The following is a 12,417-nucleotide window of genomic DNA, read 5'->3' as shown; positions in this document are numbered from 1 at the left end:
GGGCCCGCCGTGCTGCAGCCCGACGAGTACAGCTCCCGGCTGGTGGCCGCCGACCCGGAGTTCACCGCGGCGCTGCCCGGCGGGGCCGGTCTCGTGGTGTTGGACGGCACGGTCACTCCCGAGCTGGAGGCCGAAGGTTGGGCCAGGGACCGCATCCGCGAACTGCAGGACCTGCGCAAGGCGACCGGGCTGGATGTCTCGGACCGGATCCGCGTGCTTCTCTGGGTGCCCGCCGAGCGGGCCGACTGGGTGCACACCCACCGCGACTTCATCGCCGGCGAGGTGCTGGCCGTCAGCTTCGAGTTCGGGGAGCCGGCCGATGCGGCAACCGCGGTCGAGATCGGCGACGGCGTGCGGGTGAGCATCGCCAAGGTGTGACGTCTGTTCGGCCGAACTTGGCGTGCCGTCCAACCGGGCTAAGCCGGTGCGGTGACGACGATCGATTCTTGCCCGATTTTCCACGCGGTCATGAATTTGGCGATGCCGACCTTCGTGTTGGCGTGATCGGCGTAGGGGTCGTTGAGGTGGACGGTCTGGTTGTTGGTGTCGATCCCGGTGACAACGAGGAAGTGGTCGGGCTCGGTGCGCTGGTCGTTGGTGTCCAAGATCGTTCCGGAATTGACCCAGGCGATGACCTTGCGGTGATCGCCGAGGTAGTGCTCTAGCGCGGGCAGTCCCACCTCGTCGGGGTGGGCGTCGTAGGTCATATGCGATTTGACGCCGTAGTGGTCGAGCAGCACGACCGTGTCGGCCATGTCGATGCCGCCACGCGCGCCTTCGTGTCCCGGGTCGCCGGTGGGCAGATAGATCGGGCCGTCGCGAATCGACGAGGGGGTGTTCTGTGCCAGCTTGATGATCTGCTTCTCGGTCGGAGCGTGGCCGGTGACTTCACCGACCACGTCTGCCACCGAAGCAAGCCCGCAGTTGTCCTCGAGCGACTGCTGCTGCCACCACTCGGCGGCTTGTTCCGGGTCGTGCGTGTGGGTGCTTTTATGTCTGCTCGGCCTAACTTGCCGACCGCAGCGCGCGGTGGGCGTGCGGCCAGAACGGCATCCCGGCTACCACCGTCGCGCCGGTGGCGATCAGGCCGAGCGCGGCGTCCACGCTCTTGCGGCCATCGGCGGCCCAGTAGACGTCTTCGAGGTCCAGCAGCAGGGCCAACTCGTCGACGATCATGGCGTTCGCGGCGCCGAAGGCGACCGCGGCGGCCGGGTGGCGTCGCTGCTCCTCGCTTCCGCGCAGGCCCACCGCCCCCACCGTCGCCAGCATTCCGATACCGATGTTGTAGTGGTGAAAGTGGTTGCCGGCCAAACTCATACCGCCGCCTGACGGTCCGTGGCCGGCGCGGATCCAGTGGGTGAGTCCACGCAGCCCGAGGAAGGTGACCGTGAACGACGTCCAGGCGAGCACGGTGGCCTGCTGGCCCGGCTCGAGCCGCTGGCCCCATTGGTGGCGCAGCCGCTCCCAGCGTGATTGCGGCGCCTGGTCGGCCTCGGTGTCCATCAGCTTGCCTTCACCGCGCGCCAGCGCTGCCTGCCCCCGTCGACTTTGACGTCGACGTCCTGAAACCCCGCTGCGCGCAAGCGATCCGGCAGAGTCTCGGGCGGGATCGGGTTGCAGATGTCGCGGAAGTGCAGGATGCGGAACCGCAGCGACGGCACGGCGTCGCTGCCGGCGAACACGCCGCCGGGCCGCAGCACCCGGCAGGCTTCGGCGAACAACCGGTCCTGCAGTTCGGCGGTCGGCACATGGTGCAGCATCGTGAAGGACAACACGGAGCTGAACTCGTTGTCAGGCAATCCGGTATCGGTGCCGTCGCCGTTGATGATGCGCGCCCGGTCTCCGTACCGTTCCTGCAGTCGTCGCGCCATCGGCGGGTCGATCTCGACGGCGGTGAGGTTCGGCGTCTGGTCGATCAGCACCCGCAGGAACGCCCCGTATCCCGGTCCGATCTCGAGGGTGCTGTCCCCGAGGTCCACGCCGTCGAGCACCGTCGGCAACATGTGCTCTTCGACTTCCTTCGCCCAGGCATCCGAACTGCAGCGCCACCGGTGAACAAGGTTCATGGCCATGACAAAAACGGTAGCCCAATAGCATTAGCCGGTGTGGAGTCCCGTTGGGTGCTGCACCTGGACATGGACGCGTTCTTCGCCTCCGTCGAACAACTCACCCGGCCCACGCTGCGGGGGCGACCGGTGCTGGTGGGCGGACTGGGTGGCCGGGGTGTGGTGGCCGGCGCCAGTTACGAAGCCCGGGTGTTCGGCGCGCGGTCGGCCATACCGATGCACCAGGCCCGTCGGCTGATCGGGGTGACAGCGGTGGTGCTGCCGCCGCGCGGCGTCGTGTACGGGGTGGCCAGCCGGCGGGTCTTCGACACCGTGCGCAATCTGGTGCCGGTCGTGGAGCAGCTGTCCTTCGACGAGGCCTTCGGGGAACCGTCGCAACTGGCCGGGGCGTCGCCCGAAGACGTCGCGGCCTTCTGCGAACACTTGCGCCGGCGGGTGAAAGACGAAACAGGCCTGGTCGCCTCGGTGGGTGCGGGCTCGGGCAAGCAGATCGCCAAGATCGCTTCCGGCCTGGCCAAACCCGACGGCATTCGGGTGGTCCGCCGCGCCGAGGAACAGCTGCTGCTCAACGGATTGCCGGTGCGCCGGCTGTGGGGCATCGGCCCGGTCGCCGAGGAGAAGCTGCATCGGCTCGGCATCGAAACCATCGGCCAACTGGCCGCGCTCAGCGATGCCGAAGTGGCCAACATCCTGGGCGCGACGATCGGCCCGGCGCTGCACCGGCTGGCCCGCGGCATCGACGACCGCCCCGTTGCCGAGCGCGCCGAGGCCAAGCAGATCAGCGCCGAGTCGACCTTCGCCGCCGATCTGACCACCCTGGACCAACTGCGCGACGCCATCGACCCGATCGCCGAACACGCGCACCAACGCCTGCTGCGCGACGGCCGCGGCGCCCGCACCGTCACGGTGAAGCTGAAAAAGTCCGACATGAGCACGCTGACCCGGTCGGCGACGATGCCCTACGCGACGACCGAGGCCGGCACGCTCATCGCGGTGGCCCGGCGGCTGCTGCTGGACCCGCTGCAGATCGGTCCCATTCGCCTTCTCGGCGTTGGGTTTTCGGGCCTCAGCGATGTGCAGCAGGAGTCGTTGTTCCCAGACTTGGAGCTGTCGCCGGAGACGCCTGAGATGCCCGTGGCACACGAGGACTTCGACACGCTGCGGGCCGCACTCCTATCGGGGCAAGAGACCGCGCGCTGGCGCATCGGCGACGACGTCGTCCACCGCGAGCTCGGGCACGGCTGGGTGCAGGGCGCGGGCCACGGTGTGGTCACCGTGCGGTTCGAAACCCGCGGTTCGGGTCCGGGGCCGGCCCGGACGTTCCCGGTCGACAGCAGCGACATCACCGGCGCCAACCCGATCGACAGCCTGGACTGGCCCGACTTCGTCGGCGCGCTGCGCCACGAGGAGCCGGCCGAAGGCTCAGCCCCAGCGGGCGATGACGTCGGCGACGGGTAGCTTCGCGGCCAGCGTGGCCATCAGCAGCACCCGGGCCTGTGACGGCGCCAGCCGCGGCACCATGACCGCGCCGGCGGCCACCAGGTCGTGGCCGGGACCGTATCCGGCGCTCACCCGCCCGCCGGCGACTCGGGTGGACACGGCGACCACCACGCCGTCGCGGCAGTGCCGGCGTACCCCCTCGACCACAGCGGCTCCGGCATTACCGGAGCCCAGCGCCTCCAGCACCACGCCTCGCGCGCCGGCGGCCACACAGGCGTCCAGCGCCACCGAGTCACTGCCCAGGTATGCCGTGACGATGTCGACGCGTGGCGCGTCGGTGGCGATCAGATCGCCGAGATACGGCCGCGTCTTGGGCCGGGTAACCCCGTCCGGGGTGCCGACCAGCTCGCCGGCGAACCCGCTGAGGTCCTGGGTGGCCGCTTTGCGCATACCCAGTGGTTGCCACACCCGGCCCGCGAAACAGACCAGTACACCCAGGTCACGGGCGCTCGCGCTGGCCGCTACCGCCACTGCGTCGCGGATATTGGCCGGGCCGTCGGAGTCGGGGGCGTCGGCGCTGCGCATGGCACCCGTCAGCACTATGGGCACGCTGCCCGAATAGGTGAGTTCCAGCCACAGCGCGCTTTCCTCCATGGTGTCGGTGCCGTGCAGCAGCACCACACCCTGCGCGCCGCCTTCGATGGCCGCTCGCACCGCGTCGCGGAAACGGTCCCAATCGGCCGTCGTCAGCTCGGAGCTGTCGACCGCCATCAAGTCGACGACATCGACGTCGAGGCCCGCGGTCAGCTCCGCGCCGCCGTGCGCGGGCCGGCGCACCCCGTCGGCGCCGGTGCTGGTCGAGATCGTGCCTCCGGTGGTGATGACGGTGAGGCGGGCCATGCTGGGATCATCCCGCACCGCTCGCCGTTGCGCCCGATCGCGGGGGTTCGCGCCGCCGGATCCGCACTGAGGGATGATGGTTGAGTGCCTGACGAACCAACCGGATCACCTGAGCCGGTGACTGACCCCGCTGAAACCGAGGCAGCCGGGCCACCTGCCGATTCCGCGCCGCATACGTCGCAGAGGCGGCTGCGGCTGCTGCTGTCGGTTGCCGCGGTCGTGCTGACGCTGGACATCGTCACCAAGGTTCTGGCCGTCAGGCTGCTGCCCCCCGGGCAGCCGGTGTCGATCATCGGTGACACGGTGACCTGGACCTTGGTGCGCAATTCGGGGGCGGCGTTCTCGATGGCGACCGGATACACCTGGGTGTTGACGCTGATCGCGACAGGTGTGGTGGTCGGCATCTTCTGGATGGGACGACGGCTGGTGTCGCCCTGGTGGGCAGTCGGACTGGGGATGATCCTCGGGGGCGCCATGGGCAACCTGGTCGACCGCTTCTTCCGGGCCCCGGGCCCGCTTCGGGGACATGTCGTGGACTTTTTGTCGGTCGGCTGGTGGCCGGTGTTCAACGTCGCCGATCCCTCCGTCGTCGGCGGGGCCATCCTGCTCGTCGTGCTGTCGATCTTCGGCTTCGACTTCGACACCGTAGGTCGGCGTAAAGCCGACGCAGACAACCCGCCTCCGCCCAAGGCCGACGAGCAGACCGGCCGTCGGCGTAAGGCCGATCAGCACTGACTACCGGCGGCGCGTGTGACTGACCGTTCGATGCCCGTCCCGGAGGGGTTGGCGGGCATGCGTGTTGACGCGGGGCTCGCGCGCCTGCTCGGGCTCTCCCGCAGTGCGGTGGCGGCTCTGGCCGAAGACGGTGGTGTCGAACTCGACGGCGTGCAGGCCGGAAAATCCGACCGCCTCACCTCCGGTGCCTGGTTGCAGGTGCGGCTGCCCGAACCGCCCGCGCCGCTGGAGAACACGCCCATCGACATCGAGGGCATGACGATCCTGTACGCCGACGACGACGTCGTCGCCGTCGACAAACCGGCCGCGGTGGCCGCGCATGCGTCGGTGGGCTGGACCGGCCCCACGGTGCTCGGCGGCCTGGCCGCCGCCGGCTACCGGATCACCACGTCGGGTGTGCCCGAGCGGCAGGGAATCGTGCAGCGCCTCGACGTCGGCACCTCGGGGGTGATGGTGGTGGCGCGCTCCGAGCGGGCCTACACCGTGCTCAAGCGCGCGTTCAAGCAACGCACCGTCGAGAAGCGCTATCACGCGCTGGTGCAAGGACATCCGGATCCGTCCAGTGGGACGATCGACGCGCCGATCGGGCGGCACCGCGGGCCCGAGTGGAAGTTCGCGGTCACCACCACCGGCCGGCACAGCATTACGCACTACGACACCCTGGAAGCGCACGTCGCCGCCAGCCTGCTCGACGTGCATCTGGAAACCGGTCGCACCCACCAGATCCGGGTGCACTTCGCCGCGCTGCATCACCCGTGCTGCGGCGACCTGGTCTACGGCGCCGACCCGAAGCTGGCGAAAAGGCTTGGGCTGGAACGCCAATGGCTACACGCACGGTCGCTGGCGTTCGCCCATCCGGCCGACGGCAGATGGGTGGAGATCGTCAGTCCGTATCCGCCGGATCTGCAGCACGCGCTGGACGTGTTGCGCGGCGAGGGCTGACCGGCAGCGGTCAGTCCGGCTTGCGGACGTCGACGAGGACCCGCGTGGGGTGCGCGACGAAGGGTCCGTCGGCCTCGATGCGCTCGTGCAGCTCGTGCAGCCGGTCGCGATAGCGCTGCACGGTGAAGTCGGGCACCGTCCAGATGACCTTGCGCAGGAAGTAGATGACGGCGCCGATGTCGAAGAACTCGGCGCGCAGCCGCTCCATGCGGATATCCACGACCTGCAGGCCGGCTTCTTGTACCTGCGCCCGCAACGCCTCCGGCTCCAACTCGGCCCATTTCTCCGGTTGCGGCCCGATGAAGTATTCGGTCAGCTCGCCCATGGTGGCGGGGCCGATGTGCTGGGCAAAGTAGGCGCCGCCGGGCCGGAGTACCCGGTAGATCTCGGTCCACCACACCGAGATGGGATGGCGGGTGGTTACCAGGTCGAACGCGTTGTCCACGAACGGCAACGGCGGCTCATCCCGAGTCGCGATGACGACCACGCCGCGCGGATGCAAACGCTTGGTTGCCAGCGCCGCGTTCGGAGGCCACGTCTCGATGGCCGCCATGGTGGGGGGGAAGGGGCCCGCGCCGGCCAGCACTTCGCCGCCCCCGGTGTGAATGTCCAGTGCGGCCGACACGGTCGCCAGACGTTGGCTCAGCATCCGCTGGTAACCCCAGGACGGTCGCTCCTCGGTGGCGCGCCGGTCGAGCCAGGAGAAGTCCCAACCGTCCACGCAGACCGAATCAGCTTCTGCCACCAGATCCTCGAATGTGCGACCCATGCCTTGCATTGTCACCCGGCAGCCGGGACAACACGAGACCGAGGCAGGCCATCGGCGGCGCGGCTCCGATCGCACGCTGCGTCAAAGAGGTTGGACCGCAACCACATCACTGTGTGTGGCAGACGAACTTGTCGCCGCCGAGGTCAAGCGTGACTTCGCCCTGGTGCTCCCAGTATTCGGACCCTCGGCGCCCGTAACGGGCGCCGCTGCCAGACGGCTGGACGAACAGGATGACTCGGGTGCCTTTCCAGTTGAGCACTGCCGTCTGCGGATCGAGCTGGTTGTAGAACTGCGCGCTCAACGGTCCGGAGTCGGCGGGGCAGTTGTAGTTGACGACGGGCGGGGCGGCGGTGGCGGGGTCCGCGATCGCCAACTCGACCAGCCGGGTCTGGTAGGCCTCCTGGACGCAGGTCCGTGCGTCGACGAAGTCGGCGCAGCCATCGCGGATCGTGGTGAAGGCGCTTTGCGCGGTGGTCAGGGTGGCCTGGTCGGCGCCTGGGCGTGCCTGCGCCTGCTGGTAGGCGCTCTGCATGCGTTGGTCGAGCTTGGTCAACTGCGGATCGTTGCAGACCAGCTGTTGCGCCGGGTTAGCGGGCTTGGCGCAGTCGAACGACATCGCTGCCGTCGTCGGCGTGGTGCTGCCGGCCGGCGAAGAAGTGGGCGTTGGCGTCTCCGAGCCACAGGCGCTTAGCGACAGCACGGCCGGGACGGCGACGACGGCGGCGATCAGTCTCATATGTGCTGACTACCGGCTGTCCGGCGGACCGGGATGCCGACACGCCCACCGGTCCGGAAATTAGCGGCTCAGATCCGCGCGGTTGTGCGGCCGGGATGGCAGCAATTCCGCACCCCCCTGGTTGACGGATGTCCTAGGTTGGCACTATGACCCGTGTCACACCACCCACACCCGCCCCGCCGGGCAACACCGTCAGGAGCAGCAGCCGATGAATCTCGGTGACCTAGCGAACCTCGTCGAGAGGCCGTTCGCGGCGATGTCCAACGCCGTCAACACGCCGAACTCGGCCGGGCGATATCGCCCCTTCTATCTGAGGAATCTGATCGATGCGGTGCAGGGTCGCAAACTCAGCGACGCGGTCGAAGGCAAGACCGTGCTCATCACGGGCGGGTCGTCGGGCATCGGTGAGGCCGCCGCGAAGAAGATCGCCGAAGCCGGCGGAACCGTGGTGCTGGTCGCGCGCACGCTGGAGAACCTCGAAAAGGTCGCGGACGAGGTACGCGCGAGCGGCGGGAACGCCCACGTCTACCCCTGCGATCTGTCCGACACGGACGCCATCGCCACGATGGCCGACAAGGTGCTGGAAGACCTCGGTGGCGTCGACATCCTGATCAACAACGCGGGGCGGTCGATCCGGCGTTCACTGGAGCTGTCCTACGACCGGATCCACGACTATCAGAGGACGATTCAGCTGAACTACCTCGGTGCGGTTCAGCTGATTCTGAAGTTCATCCCCGGCATGCGGGAACGTGGCTTCGGGCAAATCATCAACGTCTCCTCGGTGGGCGTGCAGACCCGCGCGCCGCGATTCGGCGCCTACATCGCGAGCAAGGCCGCACTGGACAGCCTCTGCGACGCGCTGCAGGCCGAAACCGTAAGCGACAACGTCAAATTCACCACCGTGCACATGGCGCTGGTGCGGACGCCGATGATCAGCCCGACCACGATGTACGACAAGTTCCCGACGCTGACGCCGGACCAGGCCGCCGGTGTGATCACCGACGCGATCATTCACCGGCCGCGCCGGGCCAGTTCGCCGTTCGGGCAGTTCGCCGCCGTGGCCGACGCGGTCAACCCGGCGGTGATGGACCGGGTACGCAATCGCGCGTTCGGCATGTTCAGCGACTCGGCCGCCGCCAAGGGAGCCGAATCCGCCACTGACACATCAACTTTCGATAAACGAAGCGAAACCTTTGTGCAAGCGACCCGAGGGATACATTGGTGACGTCATGAGCCTTCCGAAACCGAACAGTCAGACCACCGTCGTCATCACCGGCGCCTCCTCGGGCATCGGCTCCGAGTTGGCCCGCGGCCTGGCCCGCCGCGGATTTCCGCTACTGCTGGTCGCGCGGCGCCGCGAGCGCCTCGACGAGCTGGCCAACGAAGTGGGCCAGGAATACTCGGTCGGAGTCGAGGTCATGCCGGTGGACCTCAGCGACCCGGCAGGCCGCGGGAAGCTGGCGGACCGGCTCCGCAACGAACCGATCGCCGGGTTGTGCAACAGCGCGGGCTTCGGCACCAGTGGGGTCTTCTACGAGTTGCCGGTCGAGCGCGAGAGCGAGGAAGTGACGCTCAACGCGCTGGTGCTGATGGAGATGACGCACGCGGCCCTGCCCGGCATGGTCGAGCGGGGCGCCGGGGCGGTGATGAACATCGCCTCCATCGCCGGGTTCCAGCCGCTTCCCTATATGGCGGTGTACTCGGCCACCAAGGCGTTTGTGCAGACGTTCTCGGAAGCCATTCACGAGGAACTGCACGGCACGGGCGTGTCGGTCACCTCGTTGTGTCCGGGGCCGGTGCCGACCGAGTGGGCCGAGATCGCCAACGCCGAGCGGTTCAGCATTCCCCTTGCCCAGGTGTCGCCGACTGACGTCGCCGAAGCCGCGATCGGGGGCATGCTCGCCGGCAGGCGCAGCGTGGTGCCGGGCGTGGTGCCCAAGGTCGTCAGCACCAGCGGCAGGTACGCGCCGCGCACCCTGCTGCTGCCCGCGATCCGGATCGGCAACAAGCTACGTGGCGGACAGGGGCGCTAGCCCCCGCTAGCCCCCGCTAAATCTAAGCAAGCTCCCGGAGGGCACCAGGTGCTGCACGGAGTTGCTCGACTCGCCATAGCCGCGCCACGCAGGATCGTCGCCGCGGCTTTCGTGATCATCGTCGGCGCCGGAGTTTTCGGCTTGTCCGTCTTCGACGTGCTGTCCGCGGGCGGCTATCAGGATCCATCCGCGCAGTCATCGCGGGCTCAGCGGGTACTCGCCGAAAAGTTCGACTACGGCGACCAGGAGATGGTCGTCGCGGTGACCTCGCCGGCAGGCGTCCAAAGCGAGGCGGCCCGGACGGTGGCCACCGACCTCGTCGCGCAGCTGAAAGCGTCGCCGGACGTCACCCGAGTCAGCTCGGCGTGGACCGTTCCGCCGTCGGCCGCGGCGGGGCTGATCAGCAAGGACGGTAAGACCGGACTGATCATCGCGGGCATTCGCGGTGGCGAGACGGGCGCCCAGAAAAAGGCCGCGGCACTGGTGAAGAAGCTCGTGCACGATCGTGACGGCGTCAGTATGAAGGCCGGCGGCGAGGCCCTGACGTACGCACAGATCAATAAGCAAAGCGAAAAAGACCTGTTGGTCATGGAATCCATCGCGTTTCCATTGAGCTTCGTCGTGCTGGTGTGGGTGTTCGGCGGCATGTTCGCCGCGGCGATGCCGATGGCGGTCGGCGGCTTCGCGATCGTGTGCACGTTGGCGATGTTGCGCGCGATCACGCTCGCCACCGACGTCTCGATCTTTGCGCTAAACCTCACGGTCGCCATGGGTTTGGCGCTGGCCATCGACTACACCCTGCTGATCATCAGCCGATATCGCGACGAGCGCGCCGACGGCAGGAACCGCGACCAGGCATTGGTTCGCACCATGTGCACCGCCGGGCGGACCGTGTTGTTCTCGGCGACGACCGTCGCGCTGTCGATGGTCACGATGGTGCTGTTCCCGATGTACTTTCTGAAATCGTTCGCCTACGCGGGCGTCGCGGTGGTCGCGTTGGCGGCCGTCGCCGCGGTGGTGATCACCCCTGCTGTGATCGTGCTGCTCGGCGACCGGCTGGACTCGCTGAACGTGCGGCGACTGATTCGCCGACTGCTCGGACGCCCCGAACCGGTGTCGCGCCCGATCGAAGAGAGCTTCTTATACCGCTCGACGGAAGCCGTGATGCGACGGCCGATTCCGATCGGCGTCGCGGTAATCGCGTTGCTGCTGGTGCTGGGCGCGCCTTTTCTCGGGGCGAATTGGGGATTTTCCGACGACCGGGTGTTGCCGGTCTCGGCGTCGGCTCGGCAGGTCGGCGACCTGATGCGGTCGGATTTTGCGGTCAACGCGGATGGGAACGTGACCGTCGTGATCCCTGATGCCACCGGGTTGGCGCCCGGCGAAATCGACCGCTACGCCGCGCGGCTCTCGCAGGTGCCTGACGTGCTGTCGGTGTCGGCACCGGGCGGGACTTTCGTCAACGGGTCGCCGGCCGGGCCACCGTCAGCGCCCACCGACGTCAGGAACGGCAGCGCGTTCCTGACCGTGGCCAGCGCGGCTCGGCTGTTCTCCGGCGCGTCGGAAACACAGTTGGACCGTCTGCAGGCTGTCGCCGGACCTGGCGGCCGCGACGTGCAACTGACGGGCCGGGCGGCGATAAACCGCGACAGTGCCGGGGCGGTGAAGTCGCGGCTGCCGCTTGTCCTGTCGATCATCGCGGTCATCACCTTCGCGCTGTTGTTCCTGTTGACCGGCAGCGTGGTGTTGCCGGTGAAAGCCTTGGTGCTCAATGTCCTGTCGTTGACCGCTGCATTCGGCGCGCTGGTGTGGATCTTCCAGGACGGCCATCTGGGTGCCCTGGGCACTACGGCCAACGGCACCCTGATGGTCCACATGCCGGTGCTGTTGTTCTGCATCGCGTTCGGTCTGTCCATGGACTACGAGGTGTTCCTGGTGTCCCGGATCCGCGAGCACTGGCTGGCCTCCGACCGGACCCCGGAGGCGAACGACGAAGCCGTCGCACAGGGCCTGGCCCGCTCCGGGCGGGTAGTGACCGCCGCGGCGCTGCTGATGGCGATCTCGTTCGCTGCGCTGATCGCCGCGCGGGTGTCGTTCATGAGGATGTTCGGTCTCGGACTGACGCTGGCCGTGCTGGTGGACGCGACGCTGGTACGCATGCTGCTGCTTCCCGCATTCATGCGCTTGATGGGCCGCGCGAACTGGTGGGCCCCCAAAGCGCTGGCCAGGCTGCACGAGCGGGTCGGCATCGACGAGGGAGAAGGAAACGTCGGGTCCGCATCGTCGCAGCGTTAGGCTCTTTCAATGGCTTCCGTTGAGATGAGCTCCGACGTGCCGATGAGCCCACAGGACATGTGGGCTCACGTTTCGGATCTGTCCGAGCTGGGCGAGTGGCTCGTCATGCACGAAGGCTGGCGCAGCGAGCTTCCCGACGAGATCGGCGAAGGCACCGAGATCATCGGCGTGGCGCGCTCGAAAGGATTGCGCAACAGGGTGAGCTGGACGGTCACCAAGTGGGACCCACCCCATGAGGTCGCGATGTCGGGCAACGGCAAGGGCGGAGCAAAGTACGGAGTGACCGTCACCGTGACGCCCAATAAAGACGGGTCCACCATGGGCCTGCGCCTCGAGCTGGGCGGGCGCGCGCTGTTCGGCCCGGTCGGCTCGGCGGCCGCCCGCGCCGTCAAGGGCGACGTGGAAAAGTCGCTGAAGAACTTCGTAGTGCGGTACACGTAAAGCCGCGCAAGACACGTTCCGCGACACGCCGAGAACGTGTCGGTGCGCGGTCATAGACTG

13 protein-coding genes and 1 pseudogene are annotated in these 12,417 nt (G+C 68.0%); 8 read left to right on the top strand and 6 right to left on the bottom strand.

From position 1 onward, the window contains the following. Positions 1 to 378 (top strand): DUF5915 domain-containing protein (locus tag VML93_RS17930; RefSeq protein WP_325612685.1); only part of this gene is annotated, 378 nt, incomplete at its 5' end. A 38-nt stretch (positions 379 to 416) separates the two neighbouring features. Here the strand turns inward: VML93_RS17930 and VML93_RS17925 are convergent. The 3 genes and pseudogenes from VML93_RS17925 to VML93_RS17915 all read right to left on the bottom strand — a co-directional run. Beyond that, positions 417 to 935: pseudogene (locus VML93_RS17925) on the bottom strand (C39 family peptidase); the annotation flags it as partial. 70 nt (positions 936 to 1,005) lie between these two features. Then, entirely contained in the window at positions 1,006 to 1,503 is a 498-nt protein-coding gene (locus VML93_RS17920; protein WP_325612683.1) for a hypothetical protein, read from the bottom strand. Further along, positions 1,503 to 2,072 carry a class I SAM-dependent methyltransferase gene (locus VML93_RS17915; protein WP_325612681.1) on the bottom strand — a complete coding sequence of 190 codons (570 nt, stop codon included), beginning with the start codon at positions 2,070 to 2,072 and terminating at the stop codon, positions 1,503 to 1,505. The genes VML93_RS17920 and VML93_RS17915 overlap by 1 nt, the downstream gene beginning before the upstream one ends. 48 nt (positions 2,073 to 2,120) lie before the next feature. On the opposite strand from VML93_RS17915, the gene VML93_RS17910 reads away from it, so the two are divergent. Continuing rightward, positions 2,121 to 3,524, top strand: coding sequence for a DNA polymerase IV (locus tag VML93_RS17910; RefSeq protein WP_325612686.1), 1,404 nt, complete (start codon positions 2,121 to 2,123; stop codon positions 3,522 to 3,524). Here the strand turns inward: VML93_RS17910 and VML93_RS17905 are convergent. Next, on the bottom strand, positions 3,489 to 4,406 hold the full coding sequence (locus VML93_RS17905) for an asparaginase (protein ID WP_325612679.1): 918 nt from the start codon (positions 4,404 to 4,406) through the stop codon (positions 3,489 to 3,491). The two genes, VML93_RS17910 and VML93_RS17905, sit on opposite strands and share 36 nt — an antisense overlap. Positions 4,407 to 4,490: 84 nt before the next feature. Here VML93_RS17905 and lspA point away from each other — a divergent pair, with 84 nt between their 5' ends. Together lspA and VML93_RS17895 are read left to right on the top strand one after the other, a co-directional pair. After that, positions 4,491 to 5,141, top strand: coding sequence for a signal peptidase II (gene lspA / locus VML93_RS17900; RefSeq protein ID WP_325612677.1), 651 nt, complete (start codon positions 4,491 to 4,493; stop codon positions 5,139 to 5,141). Positions 5,142 to 5,156: 15 nt separating this feature from the next. Then, positions 5,157 to 6,083, top strand: a complete 927-nt coding sequence (locus tag VML93_RS17895) for an RluA family pseudouridine synthase (RefSeq protein ID WP_325612676.1) — start codon at positions 5,157 to 5,159, stop codon at positions 6,081 to 6,083. A 10-nt stretch (positions 6,084 to 6,093) separates the two neighbouring features. On the opposite strand, the gene VML93_RS17890 is transcribed toward VML93_RS17895, so the two are convergent. Further along, a complete protein-coding gene (locus VML93_RS17890) occupies positions 6,094 to 6,852 on the bottom strand; it encodes a methyltransferase domain-containing protein (protein ID WP_325612674.1) in 759 nt (252 codons plus the stop codon). 106 nt (positions 6,853 to 6,958) lie between these two features. After that, on the bottom strand, positions 6,959 to 7,588 hold the full coding sequence (locus VML93_RS17885; RefSeq protein WP_325612673.1) for a lysozyme inhibitor LprI family protein: 630 nt from the start codon (positions 7,586 to 7,588) through the stop codon (positions 6,959 to 6,961). 208 nt (positions 7,589 to 7,796) lie between these two features. Here VML93_RS17885 and VML93_RS17880 point away from each other — a divergent pair, with 208 nt between their 5' ends. The 4 genes from VML93_RS17880 to VML93_RS17865 are packed head-to-tail and all read left to right on the top strand — an operon-like array spanning position 7,797 to position 12,357. Next, complete coding sequence (locus VML93_RS17880; protein WP_325612672.1) at positions 7,797 to 8,813, top strand: SDR family NAD(P)-dependent oxidoreductase; 1,017 nt, start codon at positions 7,797 to 7,799, stop codon at positions 8,811 to 8,813. 4 nt (positions 8,814 to 8,817) lie between these two features. Next, positions 8,818 to 9,621, top strand: a complete 804-nt coding sequence (locus tag VML93_RS17875; RefSeq protein ID WP_325612670.1) for an SDR family oxidoreductase — start codon at positions 8,818 to 8,820, stop codon at positions 9,619 to 9,621. Between the two features lie 48 nt (positions 9,622 to 9,669). Then, positions 9,670 to 11,916: an MMPL family transporter gene (locus VML93_RS17870; RefSeq protein WP_325612669.1), complete on the top strand. Its 2,247-nt coding sequence runs from the start codon at positions 9,670 to 9,672 to the stop codon at positions 11,914 to 11,916. A gap of 9 nt (positions 11,917 to 11,925) precedes the next feature. Then, positions 11,926 to 12,357 carry a type II toxin-antitoxin system Rv0910 family toxin gene (locus tag VML93_RS17865; protein ID WP_325612667.1) on the top strand — a complete coding sequence of 144 codons (432 nt, stop codon included), beginning with the start codon at positions 11,926 to 11,928 and terminating at the stop codon, positions 12,355 to 12,357. Positions 12,358 to 12,417 lie beyond the last annotated feature (60 nt).

Origin of the sequence: Mycobacterium sp., assembly GCF_035499775.1 — a bacterium.
Taxonomy (GTDB): domain Bacteria; phylum Actinomycetota; class Actinomycetes; order Mycobacteriales; family Mycobacteriaceae; genus Mycobacterium.
This window is presented reverse-complemented; position numbering and strand designations above follow the sequence as displayed.

Excerpts from the sequence above, each read along its gene's own strand:
- VML93_RS17920 (WP_325612683.1), bottom strand. The coding sequence starts at position 1,503 with ATGGACACCGAGGCCGACCAGGCGCCGCAATCACGCTGGGAGCGGCTG.
- VML93_RS17915 (WP_325612681.1), bottom strand. The coding sequence starts at position 2,072 with ATGGCCATGAACCTTGTTCACCGGTGGCGCTGCAGTTCGGATGCCTGG.
- VML93_RS17905 (WP_325612679.1), bottom strand. The coding sequence starts at position 4,406 with ATGGCCCGCCTCACCGTCATCACCACCGGAGGCACGATCTCGACCAGC.
- VML93_RS17890 (WP_325612674.1), bottom strand. The coding sequence starts at position 6,852 with ATGGGTCGCACATTCGAGGATCTGGTGGCAGAAGCTGATTCGGTCTGC.
- VML93_RS17885 (WP_325612673.1), bottom strand. The coding sequence starts at position 7,588 with ATGAGACTGATCGCCGCCGTCGTCGCCGTCCCGGCCGTGCTGTCGCTA.
- VML93_RS17880 (WP_325612672.1), top strand. The coding sequence starts at position 7,797 with ATGAATCTCGGTGACCTAGCGAACCTCGTCGAGAGGCCGTTCGCGGCG.
- VML93_RS17875 (WP_325612670.1), top strand. The coding sequence starts at position 8,818 with ATGAGCCTTCCGAAACCGAACAGTCAGACCACCGTCGTCATCACCGGC.
- VML93_RS17865 (WP_325612667.1), top strand. The coding sequence starts at position 11,926 with ATGGCTTCCGTTGAGATGAGCTCCGACGTGCCGATGAGCCCACAGGAC.